Genomic DNA, 17944 nt, shown 5'->3' with positions numbered 1-17944 from the left:
CACTATGGCAAAAGCACCGAAAGCAGCTGCCGCGGCCGGCAAGGTGACCCAGGTCATCGGCGCCGTCGTGGACGTGCAGTTCGAAGGCGCACTTCCCGCGATCCTGAACGCGCTGGAAACCGACAACAACGGCAAGCGTCTGGTTCTGGAAGTGGCCCAGCACCTTGGCGAAAACACCGTCCGTTGCATCGCCATGGATGCAACCGAAGGTCTTGTGCGCGGCGCTGGGGTGTCTGACCTTGGACTGCCGATCTCGGTTCCGGTCGGCGACGGCACACTGGGCCGCATCCTGAACGTGATCGGCGATCCGATCGACGAAAAGGGTCCGGTTGTCCACACTGAAAGGCGGGCGATCCACCAGCCGGCGCCGTCATTCTCGGAACAGGCGACCGACGCGCTGATCCTTGAGACAGGCATCAAGGTCATCGACCTTCTGGCCCCCTATTCCAAGGGCGGGAAGATCGGCCTCTTTGGTGGTGCAGGCGTGGGCAAGACGGTTCTGATTCAGGAACTGATCAACAACATCGCCAAGGTCCACTCGGGCTATTCGGTGTTCGCCGGCGTGGGTGAACGGACTCGTGAGGGCAACGACCTTTATCACGAGTTCATCGAATCCGGCGTTATCAACATCGACGACCTGTCGAAGTCGAAAGTGGCGCTTGTCTACGGCCAGATGAACGAACCGCCGGGCGCTCGTGCGCGTGTGGCGCTGACCGGTCTGACCATCGCGGAACAGTTCCGCGACCAGTCGGGAACGGACGTGCTGTTCTTCGTCGACAACATCTTCCGCTTCACTCAGGCCGGTTCCGAAGTGTCGGCTCTGCTTGGCCGTATCCCTTCGGCCGTGGGCTACCAGCCGACGCTGGCGACCGACATGGGCCAGCTGCAGGAACGCATCACCTCGACCAAGGCAGGTTCGATCACCTCGGTTCAGGCCATCTACGTTCCGGCCGACGACCTTACCGACCCGGCACCTGCGGCCTCCTTCGCCCACCTTGACGCCACGACCGTTCTGTCGCGCGCCATCTCGGAACTTGGGATCTACCCGGCCGTTGACCCACTGGATAGCACCAGCCGTATCCTTGACCCGCTGGTCGTTGGTCAGGAACACTATGACGTCGCCCGTTCGGTGCAGGGGATGCTGCAGCGTTACAAGTCGCTGCAGGACATCATCGCCATCCTCGGGATGGACGAACTGTCCGAGGAGGACAAGCTGACAGTGGCCCGCGCCCGGAAGATCCAGCGTTTCCTTTCCCAGCCCTTCGACGTGGCGCAGGTGTTCACCGGCTCGCCCGGCGTGCAGGTGCCGCTGGAAAAGACCATCGCGTCGTTCAAGGCCGTGGTTGCGGGTGAATATGACCACCTGCCAGAAGCGGCATTCTATATGGTTGGCGACATCGAAGAAGTGAAAGCCAAGGCTGCCAAACTCGCCGCAGCAGCGGCATAAGGGGGAACCATGGCAGGGTCCGTGCAATTCAACCTCGTCAGCCCGGAACGTCGGCTGGCCTCGTTCCCCGCGACCGAGGTTCAGATCCCCGGCGCGATGGGTGACATGACGGCGATGGAGGGGCATGCCCCCACCATCACCACCCTGCGTCCCGGTGTCCTTCGGGTTGCCGGCGCAGAGGGGACGAAGGCCTATGTCGTGACCGGCGGTTTCGCCGAGATCACCGCCACCGGCATTTCGGTTTTGGCAGAACAGGCGGTGCCGGTCGAAGAACTGACCTCGGCGACGCTTGATGCCTTGGTGGCCGACGTGAACGCAGCCGCAGCGATTACCGCTGACAAGGACACGGCGGACAAGACCGCTTCTGATCTTGCGGCCCTGCGTGAGGCGGTCGGTCTCTGACACCAGCCAAAAAGCAATAGACCAAAGGCCCCGCGCTTGTCGGGGCCTTTGCTTTTTGGGTCTTCATTCTATTGCCTGGGGTCTTGCAGCATCAGCCCGGCGCAATCTGGCGGCCTAGCGCACCTCATTCGGGAACGGCCCGTTGCGCCAGCGCACCAGACATCCTGCCGCTTTCCAGCCCGTCACCGCGATCAGCGCCCCGGCGTAACCGTCCACGGCATAATGCCAGCCGAGCAGAACAGAGCCGATCATGATGCAGGCGGCGAAGGCCGCCAGACTGATGCCAAGCCAGCGCGACACTTGAAACCCGAAGATCGCCATCAGGACCGAAGACGCCACATGCATGCTTGGGAAAGCCGATATCGTATTCAGGCTGTTCGGCGCGGAATACATGGCCCACAGCACGTCCTGCGTCTCGACCACACTGAGCGCGCCTGTCGCGGCATGAGCGTCAAGCAGTCCGAACAATGGGGCGAAGCTGTCGCCAAGACCAAGAGAGGCAAAATAGGGTGGACCAGCCGAAGAAAAGGCGGTTGCCAGAAAGTTGCCCCCAACAGCCCATATCAGCAGGAAGGCAATCAGGAATTGCATCCGCGGCACTGACCCGGTCGTCATGAAACAGCTACCAAACAGGGCAAAATAGACGACGAACAGCCAGACGTTGTACATTCCCGTAAAGAACGACAGGGAATAGTGCCAGCCGAAGACAGTGTGAACAAAGTTGTAGGGATCGCTGCCAAAGTGCAGCAGTCGGTCCAACTCAGCAAAATACTCATCCCAGACAAAAGGCTGCATCGCCGGGATCAGTGATTTGAGCTGTGCAAAGGCCATAAGCGACAGCGCCATAAGGATCGTGGCGATTGCGCCGCCCACGAACCGATCACGATCGGACATGAAAAGCCGGACATCTTCCTTCAGCGCTTCCATGCGGTCCGGGACGCGGGCGATGTAGGTATGATAAAGCAGCCGCCAGAACAGGACGAAGAAGATCATCTGCGGCACCTTGGTCAGGAAGTTCATGACCAGCACACCAGCGGTGCCTGTCTTGACCGCCAGACCATGCGCCTGGCTAAGCCATGCAGCCAGCAGGCAATAGAGCGTCACCAGCACCGCAAGCAGCAGATGGCGGCGAAAGACCTCTCTGCTTGCGTCAAAAGTTCTCGTCACCGTTCCGCTCATGACACCTCACCTTCGGGACAATCCCGGTGATGAACGGCCATTGTGGCTGAAAATGGACCGAACAGGCACGAAAGCGGGACGTTGCATCTTAGCTCCGCTGATAGAGTCCTTCGTAGATCGGAACCAGCGTATCGGTCTCGAACAGCGACGACACCGACATCCCACCCCAGATATTCAGGATCGCCTGCGCAAACATTGGCGCCGTTGGGACGATGCGGATGTTGCTTGCCGCCTTCACCTTGTCGGTCGCCTCGATGCTGTCAGTGATCACCAGAGATTTCATGACAGAGTTCTGCACCCGCTCGACCGCCGGGCCAGACAGGACGCCATGGGTGATGTAGCTGTGAACCTCGGTCGCGCCGGCCTCCATCAGCGTTTCGGCTGCCTTGCACAGGGTTCCGGCTGTGTCGCAGATGTCGTCAACGATGATGCACTTGTGGCCGCGCACATCGCCGATAACGGTCATACCGGCAATCTCTCCGGCCTTTTCGCGCCGCTTGTCGACGATGGCCAGGGGGGCGTTGATCCGCTTGGCAAGTTCGCGCGCGCGGGCAACGCCGCCGACGTCGGGTGAGACGACCATGATGTCATTCATCTGGCCGCGGAACTGGTGCTCGATGTCCAGCGCGAAGACCGGGCTGGCGTAAAGGTTGTCCACCGGAATATCGAAAAAGCCCTGAATCTGCGCGGCATGCAGGTCCAGCGTCAGCACACGGTCTACCCCTGCCTCTGCGATCATGTTGGCGACCAGCTTGGCGGTGATCGGTGTGCGGGCCTTGGCGCGGCGGTCTTGCCGGGCATAGCCGAAATAAGGGATCACAGCGGTGATCCGGCTTGCCGAAGACCGGCGCAGCGCGTCGGTCATGATCAGCAATTCCATCAGGTTGTCGTTGGCCGGGTTCGAGGTGGACTGGATGATGTACATGTCCTCACCCCGGACATTCTCGAACACCTCGACGAAGATTTCCTGATCGTTGAAGCGTTCAACCCGGGCATCGACCAGATTGACGCTCATCCCCCGGTGCATGGACATTCTTCGGGCAATGGATTTCGCCAGCGAAAGATTGGCGTTTCCGGCGATCAGTTTCGGTTCGGTGACGGCGGGCATGGCAGCTCCGAAATGGGTGGGGAGTCGGTGCCTTCGCTTATCACCCGGCCGGGCCATTGCAAACCGAAGCTTGCCCGGTTCTGGGGAAGAATCCACCCCCTTTGCAGGCTTGCCACGTCAGAACGCCGCAAGAAAACTGTCCACGTCGGCCTCGGTGGTGGACCAACTGGTCACCAGCCGGGCGGCTTCTCGCCCTTTGGCAACGGGGATGCTGTTATAGACCGCGCCCCCGCGTTCCAGCCGGGCATGAGTGCCTTCGGGCCACATCGGGAATTGCATGTTTGCCTGAACCGGATGCGCCTGGGTAACCCCCGGCTTTGCCGCCAGACCAGCGGCAAGCCGTTGCCCCATGGCATTGGCCCTGGTCGCCAGCCGCAGCCAGAGGCCATCGGTCAGATAAGCCTCCATCTGCGCGGAAAGGAACCGGTTCTTCGAGAAGAGATGCCCGCCCCGCTTGCGCCGAAGCTCAAATTCCCAAGCCTTTTCAGGGTTGAAGAACACCACAGCCTCGACACCCAGACAGCCGTTCTTCGTCCCGCCAAGCGACAGCACGTCAATTCCCGCCTGCCACGTCATTTCCGCCGGGCTGGCCCCGGTCGCTGCCAGAGCATTGGCAAAACGCGCGCCGTCCAGATGGCAGGGCAGGTCATAGGCCTTTGCAAGCGCGGTCAGGGCGCTGATTTCGCTGGGGGAATAGACGGTTCCCGCCTCGGTCACGTTGGTCAGCGTCAGCATCCCGCGCTGCACACCGTGAACGCCACCTTCCCCTGTTGTTGCGAGGGCATGACCAAGGGTTTCCGCTGCTATCTTGCCGTGATTCCCTGGCACCAGCACCAGTTTGGCACCTGAATAAAACTCGGGCGCATTGCATTCATCTTCGGCGACATGCGCGTGGGTGTGGCAGAAAACCGCGCCCCAAGGTGGGCAATGGCTGGCAATGGCAAGCGCATTTGCCGCCGTGCCGGTGGCGACCAGATGCACCACGGCCTCGGGCGACTGAAACAGATCACGCAGCAGCGCCGTCACCCGGTCCATGGCGGCATCAGCCCCGTAAGAGCGGGCGTAGCCATCGTTCGCGCGGATGAGGGCGGCCATGATTTCGGGCGCGGCCCCCGAGGTGTTGTCAGAGGCGAAATGCATCAGGGGTTTTCCTCGAACAGATAGTCTTCCCAATCATCTTCCGGCACTTCGCTTTCCGGCAAGGTGATCCCCCGGACCGACTGCCCCGCCTTGTGGGTGCTGTCGGGATCACCGGTCAGCAAAGGGTGCCAGTCCGGCAGCTTTTTATTCTGGAACAAAAGCTTGTAGGCGCAGGTTGACGGCATCCAATAGGCGATCTTCGGCAGGGATTTCGGCGTCAGGAACACACATTCCGGCACCAGCGCCTTGCGGTTGGGATAGTCCATGCAGCGGCAGCTTTCGCCGTCCAGCAGACGGCAACTGATGCGCGTATAGGCCACCTCGCCGGTATCTTCATACTCCAGCTTGTTCAGGCAGCATTTGCCGCAGCCGTCGCACAGCGCCTCCCATTCCGAGGGGGTCATCTTTGTCAGGGGGACGGTTTCCCAGAACCGGGGGCGCAGCTTTTCCATGGCGCCAAGGTGCTGTGGCGCGGCGGAAAAGGGAAGGGGCTAAAGGCTGGAAAGGATGTCGCGGGCCTTCGCGCAATCTGCGTCCATCTGAGTGATCAGGGCGGGAAGGCCATCAAACTTCAGCTCTGGCCGCAGGAAATCCACCAGCGCGACGGAAAGATGCTGGCCGTAAAGATCACCTTTGAAATCAAAGAGGAAACTTTCAAGGTTGGGCCGGTTTTGCCCGAACATCGGGCGCACGCCAAGGCTGGCGGCACCGTGGTAACTGCCCTTTTGCGGGCCAGTCAGGATATCGACCAGCACGGCATAGACCCCGAAACGCGGCAGATGCAGCCCGTCAACCGACATGTTGGCGGTTGGATAGCCAAGGTCACGGCCGCGCTTTTCGCCGTGGATCACCTCACCCTCGATGCGGTGCCAGTGGCCCAGCATGGCGGCGGCATCGCGCGGGCGGCCATCTGTCAGCGCACGGCGGATATTGGTTGATGAAATCTCGGCCAGATCATGGGTGATGAGGGGCGAGATCGTGGTTCGGATATCCCTTTCCGCGCAAAGTCTTGCAAGGTCCGCAGCCTTGCCCTTGCGCCCCTTGCCAAAGCAGAAATCCGCGCCGACCACGACATGGGAGACCCCAAGGCCGTCTGACAGCACCTGCTTCACGAAACCTTCAGGCGTCAGGCTGGCGAGGGTGTCATCAAAGGGCAGCTGAAACAGGTACTCGACCCCTAGCCGGGCAAGCCGGTTGGCCCGCGCCTCGGCGTTCATCAGGCGGAAGGCGGGGGCGTCAGGGGCGAAGTATTGGCGGGGGTGCGGCTCGAAAGTCACGATTCCCAAGGGGGCAGGCCCACGGGCAAGATCGATCACGGCCTGATGGCCCCGGTGGATTCCGTCAAAATTGCCCATGGCGGCAGAGGCGCCACGCGTGGACGGGTCAAGCCCATGCCATTGATAATGCTGTAGCATCCCGCCCTTGGTCGAGGTCTGGCCCCGTCAGTCGAACTTGCGGCTGGGCGCCAGAACCAGCGCTTCACCCTTCAGGACCACGGTTTTACCGACTGCGGCCTGGGTTTCAAGGGTCACCCGGCGTTTGCTGTGGTCGATCGCGGTCACGGTGACCTCGGCGCGGACGGTATCGCCGGGGCGGACGGGGGCCATGAAGCGCAGGGATTGGCCAAGATAAACGGTGCCGTGGCCGGGAAGCTGTTCACCGATGACGGCCGAAATCAGGCCGGCGGTCAGCATGCCGTGGGCGATGCGGCCTTCGAAGATAGTGTCCTGGGCATAAGCCTCATCGAGGTGGACGGGGTTCCTGTCGGTGGAGACCTCGGCAAAAAGTTCGATATCCCGGTCGGTTACCGTTTTCAGCAGATGCCGGGACATGCCGATTTCGATGTCTTCGATGCAGATTGTTCCGCGTGGCATGTTGTCCAGCATTGTTACCGAATCCCTTCCAGAGACCGGGAAACCGTAGCAGATGCCGCAGCGCAGCGCAATTGGTTGCGCAATAAAAGTTCAATAATGCAAACGATGTAGTACGAAAGTTACCGGGTGAATTTCAGCGCAACCGCCCCATCGCAAATGTGGGCGACAGTTGCCGGGCGTTCAGCCAATCCGACAACAGCCCGGCCTTGGGGTTTTCAACGTCCGGGCCGAATTCCTCGGCGGCAAGACCGCCGGTGATGAACAGCGTATCCAGCCCTTCCGAGATGCCGCCCTGTGCATCGGTGCCGATGCCGTCACCGATGCACAGGATCTGCGGGTCAGACAGACTGCTGATTTCGCCCAGACGGCGACGGGCGAGGTCGTAGATCGGGGGGTGCGGTTTGCCAAAGTAAAGCGCAGTTCCGCCCATTTCCTCATATGCTTGCGCCAGCGCCCCGGCGCAGTAAAGCCGCTTGTCGCCCATGTCGACCACGATGTCAGGATTGGCGCAAAGCATTGGCAGGCCAAGAGTTTTTCCCAAAAGAAGGGCCGCGCGGTAATCTTCCGGGGTTTCCGTCAGATCATCGAAAAGACCAGTGCAGACGATGCCTTCGGCTTCGTTCAGCGCGACGCGGGTGATGGGCGGCTGCGTTTTGGCGTAAGTTGCCAGATCATCTGCGAAGTCGGTAAAGAAAACCTCATCCTTCGGGGCGCCGATGTGGTGGACGCGGCGACCGACCGCGCCCGAGATCATTCCCATCTGCGCCGCATCGCCCGAGGTGACCACGATCTCCCAAGCGTCACGCGGCACTCCAAGGCCATCCAACTGCTTGATAACACTGGATTGCGGGCGCGGCGCGTTGGTCAGAAGCACGACCTTGCCGCCCCGCTGGCGAAAGCCCTGCAAGGCCGCCACCGCCGCTGGGAAAGCCGTCTTGCCATTGTGCAGACAGCCCCAGAGATCGCAGAAGACCGCATCATGGCGGCCGTTCAGGTCGGCAAGCGAGCGGATGATTTCGGTCATTCGGGACACCCTTTCGGCGGCAAATCCGCTGTCTTCTTTCCGTCTTCGTTGCGTCTTCCTTCCGTCTCTACGCGCGTAGAGACGGAAGGTTCCGCAACAGCCCTGAAATCAGAGCTTCAGCGCCGGGATGATCTGCTTCTTGCGGCTCATGATGCCGGGCAGAACGACCGTATCACCCGTCACGGTGCAGCCGAAGGACGCCTCGGCCATCTGTTTGACCAGATCATTGGGGACCAGAAGGGTGGCTTCTTCGCGGATGATGTCGACCACGAACAACAGCACCTGATCGGCGCCGTCTTCCTTTGCCACACCCTCCATCGAGGCCATCAGGCTGGCCTTGCGGTCAAGCACGACCTTCGGCGCAGTGGTTTCAAGGACCGAGACGCGCAGTTCCTTGCCGGCAACGGTGTATTCCTTGCTGTCCATCCGCAGGAGTTCCGCGTCAGAGAAGGCGGAGACATCGGATTTTGCCTCGAACATCTTCGTCGCGAGGTCGTTGATCGAAACACCCAGATCGGCGGCCAGCTTTTCAGCGACGGCGCGGTCATGCGGTGTGGTGGTGGGCGAGCGGAATTCCAGCGTGTCGGAAACGATGCAGGACAGCATCGCGCCCTTGATGGCTTTCGGGGCCTTGGCCAGCGTGTCGCCCATCAGGTCATGCATGATGGTGGCGGTGCAGGCCAGCGGGCGGATGGTGATGTCGATCGGGTTCTTCGTCTTGATGCCGCCGACCAGCAGGTGATGGTCGATGATGGCTTGAATCTTCGCGTCGTTGATCGAGGGGGGCAGTTCGGCGGGGTTGTTGGTGTCGACGATCACGACCTTGTCGTCGGCGGTGACGTCGGTGATGATCTCGGGTTTTTCCAGACTCCAGTGACGCAGCACGAAGGCGGCTTCGGTATTGGGTTCGCCCAGCAGAACGGGTTTCGCCGGGGTGCCGGTTTCATTGAGATACCAGGCCCAGATGATGGGCGAGCCGGTGGAATCGGTGTCGGGGGATTTGTGGCCGAAGACAAGCGTGGTCATGGGAAGAATACCTTTGGGTGGCGGTTTCGGGCGCGGTATAGGCGAAGGGGGGGTGATTGTCACGCGGGGGCGAATGTGGCATGATCGCAACCTTGGCAGAGGAGTATTCGTGGCATGGAACTGACCGTCTGACGCCCCGAATGGGGCCATGAACAGGGGCCGCTCGCCCCGGATTGAAGCCCTTCGCCAAAGGAGCACCCTGACAATGGACAAGCGCGCGCTGGCCTGAGGCCGATTGGTGCCGGGTTGCCGCCCGGCTGACCGCCATTTCAAGACAGGGGCAGAACATGCCGACCAAGAAGACTGGAAAACCCGCCATGGCGGGGCTGAAGCCATTGCCGAAGTCCAAGGGATTCGATCCCGCATCCCTGAAGGGGGCCAAGGGGCCTGTGGGACCGAAGCTGGTGCCGAAGCGCGGGCTGGTGCCGGGCAAGGGCGGGCATCGCTGAGCCGGTGCGGGGGGGCTGTCTGGCCCCCACCCCCGGCCCCCTTTCGGCGGGGGCCGGGGGCTGGCGTCAGGCGTAAAAGGCCGGCGCTTTGCGCAGGGTCGGCCATTGCGATGGTTCGTGGCCGTAGATCAGCAGCGCGTCCGGCCCGCCAAGCGCCAGAAGGCGATCAGCCGAGGCTTGGGCTGCCTTGGGGTCTTCGGCATCGGCGAAGTGTTCGCCGGGTTCCGAGGCGCGGTTGAGCGCGTCGATGGCAAGGATCACGCGGCCGGTTTCGGGCAGATCAAGGATGGCTGACAGGTGGCCAAGGGTATGGCCGGGCGTGGGGATCAGGGTCAGCCCGTCACAGACCGGCGTTTCGGCGTCGATCAGGTGATAAGTGGCGTCGGGCCAGTCGATCGGGCGGGCGGTGCCGAAGTAGCGGGGTTTGGGGTCGCTGCGTTCAACTGCGGTCAGCACGACGGGCGCATGGGCGAACAGGGGCAACGAGCCGACATGATCGATATGGCCATGGCTGAGGATCAGCAGGTCGATATCCTTGGGCGCAAGCCCCAGAAGCCCAAGCGCGCCTGCGGCGGTCTGCTCTGGGCCAAAGTTCACAAGGCGGCCAAAGACGGGCAGGCCGTCCCGGTCGGCAATGCCGGGATCGGTGGCATAGGCGGGTGGAAAGCCGGTGTCGATCAAGATGCGCGCGCCATGGTCGGTTTCCAGAAGGTAGGCGGGGATGCCGATGATACGTTCGCCACCGCGCACGTCAAAGAGGCCAAGGTCAAGGACGGTCAGGCGGGTCAGGCGGCCCGGCAGGAATGGGGGGAGGATCACAGCGGCAACTCGGTCAGTGTGTAGCCTTCGGCCGCCAGAAGGTTCAGCACACCCGCCTCGCCCGACAGATGGAGCGCGCCGAAGGCGGCGAAGACGGGGCCATTCGCGGCGGCTTCAGTCAGGACTGGTATCCAGCCGCGGTTGCGGGTGTTCATCAGCAGCTCTTCCATCCGGGCATATTCGGCATCGACCTGATCGCGGGTATAGCCGGGCATTTCATAGGTAACAAAGCGCAGAAACTCCCAGATCAGCCGGTTTTCCCCGGCGAAATAACTGTCGGCAAGGGTGGCGGAATAGTCTTCGACCCGGTCTTCGACGGCGAGGGTGGATTGCAGCATCGCGACCATTTCCGCCTTGGTCATGTTGTCGAAGATCGAAAAGACCGTGTCGAAGGGCTCCAGCCCGCGCACTGGCACGCCTGCTGCCCTGGCGGTGTCGATGACAAGGCCGTCAAGGCCCTTGGGGTCGGCCATCCGGGCCATGGCGCAGGGCGGCACGGCCAGCATGATAATGGCATACCAGGGCTGGAACTTTGCAGCCATGAAACCCGGCACGCCGCGCAGGGCCAGCGCTTCGGACAGGCCTGACCAGATATCGGGGGGCAGTTGCTCGATCAGGGTGGGGCCATCCGTGATCATTATTTTCGACGGGTCGCGGGCGATCAGGTCGAGAAGCTGCTTTTCTTCATCCGGGCCGGCTTCGACCAGAACCGTGGCAGCGGCGGTGATTTCGGGGGTGATGACATCCAGTGTCGGCAAATGCCGGGGATCGTCAAAATGATAGGTGCCGATCAGGGTAATGACCTCATCGCCACGCGTCGCGCGCCAGTAGTTGCCGGTTGGGAAAGGTACCGCGTTGGCGGCGGCTTCGATGGCGGCCACGCGGTCGGCGGGCATGTCGTCAAAAAGGTTGCGCCCGTTGCAGTCGGCGGCCACGGGGGCAGACAGCAAGCCAAAGGCGGTGGCAAGGCCGGCAAGGCAAAGGCGGGGGCTGGCAAGGCAAAGGGGGAGGCTGGGCATCGGGCCTACATCGGTTGAGTGCGGTTGGTGCATCGTGGCAGCCGATCCGGAAAAGGCAATGCGAAATGGCCGCGCAGGGGCGGGGTGAGGTGTTGACTCCGCGTGGGGCATCGCCTAACTCAGCATCCGTTAGCACTCGGGCAAGCTGAGTGCTAATCAAGATCAAACCTGGAAACTCAAGGGAGTACCCCAGATGGCTTTCAAACCATTGCATGACCGCGTGCTGGTCCGCCGCATCGAAGGCGAAGACAAGACCAAGGGCGGTCTCATCATTCCCGATACCGCCAAGGAAAAGCCCGCCGAGGGCGAGATCGTCGCCGTGGGCGAGGGCGCGCGCAAGGACTCGGGCGAGCTGATCGCACCGTCGGTCAAGACCGGCGACCGGATCCTGTTCGGCAAATGGTCGGGCACCGAAGTGAAGCTCGACGGCGAAGACCTGCTCATCATGAAGGAAAGCGACATCCTCGGCATCATCGCCTGAGCTTGTCCTGACCCGTAACCTATTCAAGGAGCTATCATAATGGCTGCTAAAGACGTCAAATTCGACACCGATGCACGCGACCGCATGCTGCGCGGCGTGAACATCCTCGCCGATGCTGTCAAAGTCACGCTTGGCCCGAAAGGCCGTAACGTGGTCATCGACAAGTCCTTCGGTTCGCCCCGGATCACCAAGGACGGTGTGACGGTCGCCAAGGAAATCGAACTGGCTGACAAGTTCGAGAACATGGGCGCGCAGATGGTGAAGGAAGTTGCTTCCCGCACCAATGACGAAGCCGGTGACGGCACCACCACCGCGACCGTGCTGGCGCAAGCCATCATCAAGGACGGCCTGAAGGCCGTTGCGGCTGGCATGAACCCGATGGACCTGAAGCGCGGCATTGATCTGGCCGTGATCAAGGTTGTGGCCGCAATCAAGGCCGCTTCGCGCCCCGTCAAGGACAGCGCCGAAGTTGCGCAGGTTGGCACCATCTCGGCCAACGGCGAAGCCGAAATCGGCCGTCAGATCGCTGACGCGATGCAGAAGGTCGGCAACGAGGGTGTGATCACCGTCGAAGAAAACAAGGGCCTTGAGACGGAAACCACCGTCGTCGAAGGCATGCAGTTCGACCGTGGCTACCTGTCGCCCTACTTCGTGACCAACGCCGACAAGATGGTTGCGGATCTGGAAGACGCCTACATCCTGCTGCACGAGAAGAAACTTTCGTCGCTGCAGCCGATGGTTCCCTTGCTGGAAGCCGTGATCCAGTCGCAGCGTCCGCTGATCATCGTTGCCGAAGACGTCGAAGGCGAGGCTCTGGCCACGCTGGTCGTCAACAAGCTGCGTGGCGGCCTGAAGATCGCTGCCGTCAAGGCTCCGGGCTTTGGCGACCGTCGCAAGGCCATGCTGCAGGACATCGCCATTCTGACCGGTGGTCAGGTGATCTCCGATGACCTCGGCATGAAGCTGGAAAATGTCACGCTGGACATGCTGGGTCGTGCCAAGAAGGTCATGATCAAGAAAGATGACACCACGATCATCGACGGCGCGGGCGACAAGGCCGAGATCGAAGCCCGCGTTGGCCAGATCCGCGCGCAGATCGAGGAAACCACCTCGGACTACGACCGTGAAAAGCTGCAAGAGCGTGTGGCCAAGCTGGCTGGTGGCGTTGCCGTCATCCGCGTTGGTGGCATGACCGAAGTCGAAGTCAAAGAGCGCAAGGACCGCGTTGATGACGCGCTGAACGCGACCCGCGCTGCGGTTCAGGAAGGTATCGTCGTTGGTGGCGGTGTTGCCTTGATCCAGGCTGGCAAGGTGCTTGAAGGCCTGACCGGTGCGAACAGCGACCAGAACGCCGGTATCGCCATCGTGCGCCGCGCGCTGGAAGCGCCGCTGCGCCAGATCGCTGAAAACGCTGGTGTGGACGGGGCTGTCGTTGCGGGCAAGATCCGCGAATCCAACGACGTGACCTTCGGCTTCAACGCACAGACCGAAGAATATGGTGACATGTTCGCTTTCGGTGTGATCGATCCGGCCAAGGTGACCCGCACCGCGCTGGAAGATGCGGCCTCGGTTGCCTCGCTGCTGATCACCACGGAAGCCATGATCGCTGACCGTCCGGAGCCGAAAGGCAACGCTGGCGGCGGCGGCATGGGCGGCATGGGCGGCATGGACGGAATGATGTAATCATTCCGGCCAGATGGCCTGAACGATCTGAAGGGCGCCCCAAGCGGGCGCCCTTTTTCTTTGGTGGCCGGGGCTTGTGCTGTCATGGCTTGTGCGGCCCGGACTTTACCGATCAAGGTGGCCGCCATGCGCCTGTTCCTTCTGACCGCCTTGACCATGCTGGCCTTCGCCGCCAATTCGGTTCTGAACCGATGGGCGGTTGGTCCGGGCCACATCGGCGCGGTGGAGTTTGCGACCCTGCGCCTGCTGGCCGGGGCGGTGACACTTGCCTTGCTGGTGGCTTGGCAGCGGCGTGGGCTGGCATGGCCCGGACGGCAGGGGCGGCTCGCCGGGGTCTTCGGGCTTTCGGCCTATCTTGTGGGCTTTTCGCTGGCCTACCGGGGGCTGGATGCCGGGGCCGGGGCGCTTGTCCTGTTCGGCATGGTGCAGGTGACCATGTTCGCCGGGGCGTTGATCTCGCGGGAAGTGGTGCCGGGGCGGCGCTGGGCGGGGGCTGCGCTGGCGCTGGGCGGGCTGGCGGTGATTGCCGCGCCGGGGGCAGAGGGGCTTGCCCTTCTGCCGCTGGGGCTGATGGCGCTGGCCGGGCTTGGCTGGGGCATCTATTCGCTGGCGGGCCGCGGGGCGACCGACCCCCTGGCGGCAACGGCGTGGAACTTCGTGCTGGCGGTGCCGGTGGTGCTGCCCCTTGGGCTGGCGCTGGGCTTTGAGCGGCCGGAGGCGCTTGGGGTCTGGCTGGCGGTGGTATCGGGGGCGGTGACCTCGGGCCTTGGCTATGCGCTTTGGTATGCGGTGCTGCCGCGACTTGGGGCGGCGCGGGCGGCGGTGGCCCAGCTTTCGGTTCCGGTGCTTGCGGCCTTGGGGGGCGCGGCCCTGTTGGCCGAGGTGCCGGGGCTGCGGTTCTGGCTGGCGTCAATCCTCGTCCTCGGGGGGGTGGCGTTAGCAAGCCTTGCTCAGAGCAATTTGACAAGGCGGTGAACGGTGTGGCCGGTGTCGGCATCGGTGCGTGACAGGCCGGTGGCGCGGAAGCCTTCGCGTTCCCAGAAGGCCCGGCCGCGCGGGTTGGCCGCCAGCACCGCAAGGCAGATCCGGGGCGCTCCACGGCTGCGGGCAAGCGTTTCGGCATGGGCCAGAAATGCCCGCCCAAGACCCGCGCCCTGCGCCCATGGGCCAAGGACCATCAGGCCAAGATAGGCGTCTGCCGGTTCTGGGAAGCCGTAGGACAGTTCGGCTACGCCCGACAGGCGGCCTTGAAGAAAAAGGCCAAGCCGATCGCTCTGCGCCGGGTCAGAGCCGGGAGGCGCGTCGGTGAAGAACTCGGCCGCCTGACGGTCCGGATCGACCGAGCCTTCGGCAAGCAGCCAGTAGTCGGGCGCTTCGCGGTAGAACCGGGCGACAAGCGGGGTGTCTTCGGGGGTGAGGCTACGGATCTGCATGGGCTATCTTCAGGATTTCCAGATCAAGGTTCCCGGCCGGTCGCCGCCATGTCACCACGTCGCCTACCCTTGCGCCCATCAGCGCGCGGGCAAGCGGAGATTGCGGCGCGATGCGGCCAAGGGTTGCATCGGCCTCATCCTCGCCAACGATTTCATAGGTGGTCTGGCGGCCATCTTCATCAGCGACGGTGACGCACAGGCCAAAGGCGGCCTCGGTCAGGTCATGGTTGGCGGGGTCGATCACCACGGCGGCCTTCAGCCGGGCCTCAAGCCAGCGGATATCACGTTCAGCCGCGGCCTCGGGCAGCTTGTCCAGCCGGTCGGCCCGGGTGCGGAGGCTGGCAAGGTCAGCCTGACGTACAACCAGCAGCCCCCGCAGCGCGGCAAGCCCGCGGGGGGTTACGATGTTCGGCCCCGGCGGGACGGGGCGTTCGGGCAGGTCGGGGCGGTCGCTGCCTGCATCCTCGTTCACGAAGGCGCGGCTCATTTCAAAATGACCTCCAGCGGGTCATAAAGCGCTTTCGCGTCGCCCCATGCGGCGGCGGGCAGGCTGTCGGGCTTGAAGCGGATGGTGCCGCTGGCGAGGTCTGCATGCGAGAAGAAGCGGCGTTCGGTCACCACGCCTTCGGGGTCGATCCAGTCGGCGGAGAGGCTGCCGCCCAGCAGGGTGCAGCGAAAGAACAGGTCGATCTGGTGAAAGCCGCTGTCGGGGTCATGAAATTCGTTCACCAGAACCGGGGCGCCGACGGTTATGGCAAGGCCGGTTTCCTCATGGACCTCGCGCGCAAGGTTTTGCGGCAGGGACTGGCCTGCCTCGCAGCCGCCGCCGGGCGCGCACCAAAGGCCCAGCCGCGCCTTGGGATAGGCGTTGACCAACAACAGCCGGTCCTGATGCAGGATCAGCGCGCGGGCGGCAATGCGGGGTTTGAAGCGGGCCATGATGGCGCAGGCTTGCGCGGTTGCGGCTGACTTGTCCATACCGATACCCTGCGCGGGAACAGGCCGATGCGACGCAAGGTAAGGGACAACCACCCTTTTCAACCGGGGGAATGAGGATCATGGTCCGGCCATGTCATTCCTGCGCTTTCCGCACCATGCGCCACCTGATCGGCCTGCGGGCCATGTGCCATCCGAACGGGTGATCCTTGTGCATGGGTTGGCGCGGTCGGCGCGGTCCCTGGCCGCGATGGGGCTGGCGCTGCGGGCGGCTGGCTATGCGGTCAAGCATGCGGCTTATCCGTCCACGAGGGCCGACCCTGCATCGCTGGTTGCCGAGGTGGCGGCGGCCTGTTCCGGTCCATCTGCCAGCACGACCCATATCGTCACGCATTCCATGGGCGGCATTCTGGTCCGCGACTGGCTGTCGCGCGGGCATCCCCCGGGGCTTGGCCGCGTGGTGATGCTGGCCCCGCCGAACCACGGGTCAGAACTGGTGGACCGGTTCGGCGACTGGAAGGCGTTCCAGATGGTCAACGGTCCGGCGGGCCTGTCACTGGGGACCGGTCCCGAAAGCTGGCCGAACCGGCTGCCGCCGCCGGATTACCCGGTTGGCGTCATCGCGGGAACGCGGTCGATCAACCCGATCCTGTCGCATCTGTTGCCCGGACCGGATGATGGGAAAGTGACCGTGGCCAGCACCCGGCTGGAGGGGATGGCTGATCATCTGACGCTGCCGGTCAGCCATACATGGATGATGGTGAACCCGACCGTCATGCGCCAGACGCTGTATTTTCTGCGCCATGGACGGTTTGACCACGGCTGAGGCGAGTTGGGTGGCGCGCTGATGGCGCCTTGCCGGTCAGCGCGTGGCCTGGGCCGATCCTTGCGCCCAGGCGAAGGTGTTGCCCTGGATGATTCGTGGAACCAACAGGGCGGACTGGGCCGCGTCGCGTTCGGAAACGCTGCCGATCGCGGCGCGGGCTGCAAGTTCCCCCACGTCGCGCAGCGGGGCTTCGAAGGTTGTCAATCGTGTCTGGACGGCATGTTGCAGCGAGGTTCCGTTGAACCCGATGATCGAAACCGCCTGTGGCACTGCCACCCCGGCGGCCGACATGGCCCGCAACCCCCCTGTCGCCATGGCATCGTTCAGGTAATGGATCACGTCCGGCAAATCGCCGTCCCGAAGCAGGCGTTCTGTCAGAAGCTGGCCACTTTGTGCTGTGCGGGTCAGGTCGCGGTCGGCGAGAACCCGGCACTCGGCCCCCGCGCGGCGTAATTCATTGACAAAGCCGTCCATGCGGCGGGCCGCGCAGAGGTCGCGCTGCAACTCGGCGCCGATATAGCAGGCGCGGCTGAAGCCCGCGTCCAGGCAGATGCGCGCAGCGGCGCGTCCGGCAGCTGCGTGGGAAATGCCGACCGTGACATCCGGTCCGGGGTTGTCACCATCCCAAAGCTGCACCGGGCGCAGGCAGCACTTGCGCAAGAGATGCGTGGTCGGTTCTGTCCTTGGCAGGCCGCCGGTCACAATAAGCCCGGCGGGTTTCATCGACAGCATCATGCGGACAAGACGTGCCTCGTTCTCGGGGTCGAAGAAGGTTTCTCCGATCAGGCTTGAATACCCGCGCGGTGTCAGCACCGCATTGATGCCGGCAAGGACGCCGGAATAGACCTGATCGCTGATCGAGGGGATCAGCACGCCGACCAGCGGGCTGGTCTGCGATGACAGGGATCCGGCAAGAGAGCTTGGCACATAGCCCATTGCATCGGCAATTTCGGTTACCCGGCGGCGTGTCGGTTCGCTGATCCGCCCGGTGCCACGCAAGACCTTCGATACCGTCATCCGGCTGACGCCGGCGGCCTTTGCCACATCCGAAATCGTTGCGGGGCGGAGGGGCAGAGGGGGTTGACTCATGGCTGTGTT

Annotated in this window: 21 protein-coding genes; 7 read left to right on the top strand and 14 right to left on the bottom strand. The window is 63.1% G+C overall.

What is annotated here, in order from left to right:
• Nucleotides 1-4: 4 nt before the first annotated feature.
• Nucleotides 5-1447 carry a F0F1 ATP synthase subunit beta gene (atpD, locus tag QUV21_RS05555; protein WP_300853638.1) on the top strand — a complete coding sequence of 481 codons (1443 nt, stop codon included), beginning with the start codon at nt 5-7 and terminating at the stop codon, nt 1445-1447.
• A gap of 9 nt (nt 1448-1456) precedes the next feature.
• Nucleotides 1457-1849, top strand: coding sequence for a F0F1 ATP synthase subunit epsilon (locus QUV21_RS05550; RefSeq protein ID WP_300853637.1), 393 nt, complete (start codon nt 1457-1459; stop codon nt 1847-1849).
• 114 nt (nt 1850-1963) lie between these two features.
• Here the strand turns inward: QUV21_RS05550 and QUV21_RS05545 are convergent, their stop codons facing one another.
• The 8 genes from QUV21_RS05545 to QUV21_RS05510 form a co-directional block, all read right to left on the bottom strand.
• The gene (locus QUV21_RS05545; protein WP_300853636.1) at nt 1964-3028 is read right to left on the bottom strand and encodes a phosphatase PAP2 family protein; all 1065 of its coding nucleotides are present in this window, start codon (nt 3026-3028) and stop codon (nt 1964-1966) included.
• 88 nt (nt 3029-3116) lie between these two features.
• Entirely contained in the window at nt 3117-4136 is a 1020-nt protein-coding gene (locus tag QUV21_RS05540) for a ribose-phosphate pyrophosphokinase (protein WP_300853635.1), read from the bottom strand.
• Between the two features lie 117 nt (nt 4137-4253).
• Nucleotides 4254-5276 (bottom strand): low specificity L-threonine aldolase, encoded by a 1023-nt coding sequence (locus QUV21_RS05535; RefSeq protein ID WP_300853634.1) that lies wholly within the window; start codon nt 5274-5276, stop codon nt 4254-4256.
• Nucleotides 5276-5728 (bottom strand): YcgN family cysteine cluster protein, encoded by a 453-nt coding sequence (locus QUV21_RS05530; protein ID WP_300853633.1) that lies wholly within the window; start codon nt 5726-5728, stop codon nt 5276-5278. The genes QUV21_RS05535 and QUV21_RS05530 overlap by 1 nt, the downstream gene beginning before the upstream one ends.
• Before the next feature lie 39 nt (nt 5729-5767).
• Complete coding sequence (locus tag QUV21_RS05525) at nt 5768-6691, bottom strand: bifunctional riboflavin kinase/FAD synthetase (RefSeq protein ID WP_300853632.1); 924 nt, start codon at nt 6689-6691, stop codon at nt 5768-5770.
• Nucleotides 6692-6718: 27 nt separating this feature from the next.
• Nucleotides 6719-7162, bottom strand: a complete 444-nt coding sequence (locus QUV21_RS05520; RefSeq protein WP_300853631.1) for a MaoC family dehydratase — start codon at nt 7160-7162, stop codon at nt 6719-6721.
• Between the two features lie 121 nt (nt 7163-7283).
• Nucleotides 7284-8174 (bottom strand): TIGR01459 family HAD-type hydrolase, encoded by an 891-nt coding sequence (locus QUV21_RS05515; protein ID WP_300853630.1) that lies wholly within the window; start codon nt 8172-8174, stop codon nt 7284-7286.
• A gap of 108 nt (nt 8175-8282) precedes the next feature.
• On the bottom strand, nt 8283-9200 hold the full coding sequence (locus tag QUV21_RS05510) for a manganese-dependent inorganic pyrophosphatase (protein ID WP_300853629.1): 918 nt from the start codon (nt 9198-9200) through the stop codon (nt 8283-8285).
• A gap of 287 nt (nt 9201-9487) precedes the next feature.
• Between QUV21_RS05510 and QUV21_RS05505 the strand changes: the two genes are divergently transcribed.
• The gene (locus tag QUV21_RS05505; RefSeq protein ID WP_300853628.1) at nt 9488-9649 is read left to right on the top strand and encodes a hypothetical protein; all 162 of its coding nucleotides are present in this window, start codon (nt 9488-9490) and stop codon (nt 9647-9649) included.
• A gap of 66 nt (nt 9650-9715) precedes the next feature.
• Here QUV21_RS05505 and QUV21_RS05500 read toward each other — a convergent pair whose 3' ends face one another.
• Both QUV21_RS05500 and QUV21_RS05495 read right to left on the bottom strand, forming a co-directional pair.
• The gene (locus QUV21_RS05500; RefSeq protein ID WP_300853627.1) at nt 9716-10468 is read right to left on the bottom strand and encodes an MBL fold metallo-hydrolase; all 753 of its coding nucleotides are present in this window, start codon (nt 10466-10468) and stop codon (nt 9716-9718) included.
• Nucleotides 10465-11487 carry a TraB/GumN family protein gene (locus tag QUV21_RS05495; RefSeq protein ID WP_300853626.1) on the bottom strand — a complete coding sequence of 341 codons (1023 nt, stop codon included), beginning with the start codon at nt 11485-11487 and terminating at the stop codon, nt 10465-10467. Before QUV21_RS05495 ends, QUV21_RS05500 begins: the two co-directional genes overlap by 4 nt.
• 193 nt (nt 11488-11680) lie before the next feature.
• Here QUV21_RS05495 and groES point away from each other — a divergent pair, with 193 nt between their 5' ends.
• From groES to QUV21_RS05480, 3 genes are all read left to right on the top strand, one after another.
• Entirely contained in the window at nt 11681-11968 is a 288-nt protein-coding gene (groES, locus tag QUV21_RS05490; RefSeq protein WP_300853625.1) for a co-chaperone GroES, read from the top strand.
• 39 nt (nt 11969-12007) lie between these two features.
• Nucleotides 12008-13651 (top strand): chaperonin GroEL, encoded by a 1644-nt coding sequence (gene groL / locus QUV21_RS05485; RefSeq protein WP_300853624.1) that lies wholly within the window; start codon nt 12008-12010, stop codon nt 13649-13651.
• A 126-nt stretch (nt 13652-13777) separates the two neighbouring features.
• Nucleotides 13778-14626 carry a DMT family transporter gene (locus QUV21_RS05480; protein WP_300853623.1) on the top strand — a complete coding sequence of 283 codons (849 nt, stop codon included), beginning with the start codon at nt 13778-13780 and terminating at the stop codon, nt 14624-14626.
• Here QUV21_RS05480 and QUV21_RS05475 read toward each other — a convergent pair.
• From QUV21_RS05475 to QUV21_RS05465, 3 genes are read right to left on the bottom strand one after another with little or no spacing between them, the layout of a single operon-like run.
• Nucleotides 14602-15084, bottom strand: coding sequence for a GNAT family N-acetyltransferase (locus tag QUV21_RS05475; protein ID WP_300853622.1), 483 nt, complete (start codon nt 15082-15084; stop codon nt 14602-14604). The two genes, QUV21_RS05480 and QUV21_RS05475, sit on opposite strands and share 25 nt — an antisense overlap.
• Nucleotides 15071-15571 carry a GreA/GreB family elongation factor gene (locus QUV21_RS05470; protein ID WP_300853621.1) on the bottom strand — a complete coding sequence of 167 codons (501 nt, stop codon included), beginning with the start codon at nt 15569-15571 and terminating at the stop codon, nt 15071-15073. The genes QUV21_RS05475 and QUV21_RS05470 overlap by 14 nt, the downstream gene beginning before the upstream one ends.
• A complete protein-coding gene (locus QUV21_RS05465; protein WP_300853620.1) occupies nt 15568-16062 on the bottom strand; it encodes an NUDIX hydrolase in 495 nt (164 codons plus the stop codon). Before QUV21_RS05465 ends, QUV21_RS05470 begins: the two co-directional genes overlap by 4 nt.
• 91 nt (nt 16063-16153) lie before the next feature.
• Here QUV21_RS05465 and QUV21_RS05460 point away from each other — a divergent pair, with 91 nt between their 5' ends.
• On the top strand, nt 16154-16846 hold the full coding sequence (locus QUV21_RS05460) for an alpha/beta hydrolase (protein WP_300853619.1): 693 nt from the start codon (nt 16154-16156) through the stop codon (nt 16844-16846).
• Between the two features lie 36 nt (nt 16847-16882).
• Here the strand turns inward: QUV21_RS05460 and QUV21_RS05455 are convergent, their stop codons facing one another.
• On the bottom strand, nt 16883-17935 hold the full coding sequence (locus QUV21_RS05455) for a LacI family DNA-binding transcriptional regulator (RefSeq protein WP_300853618.1): 1053 nt from the start codon (nt 17933-17935) through the stop codon (nt 16883-16885).
• Nucleotides 17936-17944 lie beyond the last annotated feature (9 nt).

The sequence above is a fragment of the Tabrizicola sp. genome, from assembly GCF_030373185.1.
Classification (GTDB): Bacteria; Pseudomonadota; Alphaproteobacteria; order Rhodobacterales; family Rhodobacteraceae; genus Tabrizicola.
The sequence above is the reverse complement of the archived record's forward strand: the minus strand, read 5'-3'. Positions and strand labels throughout refer to the sequence as shown.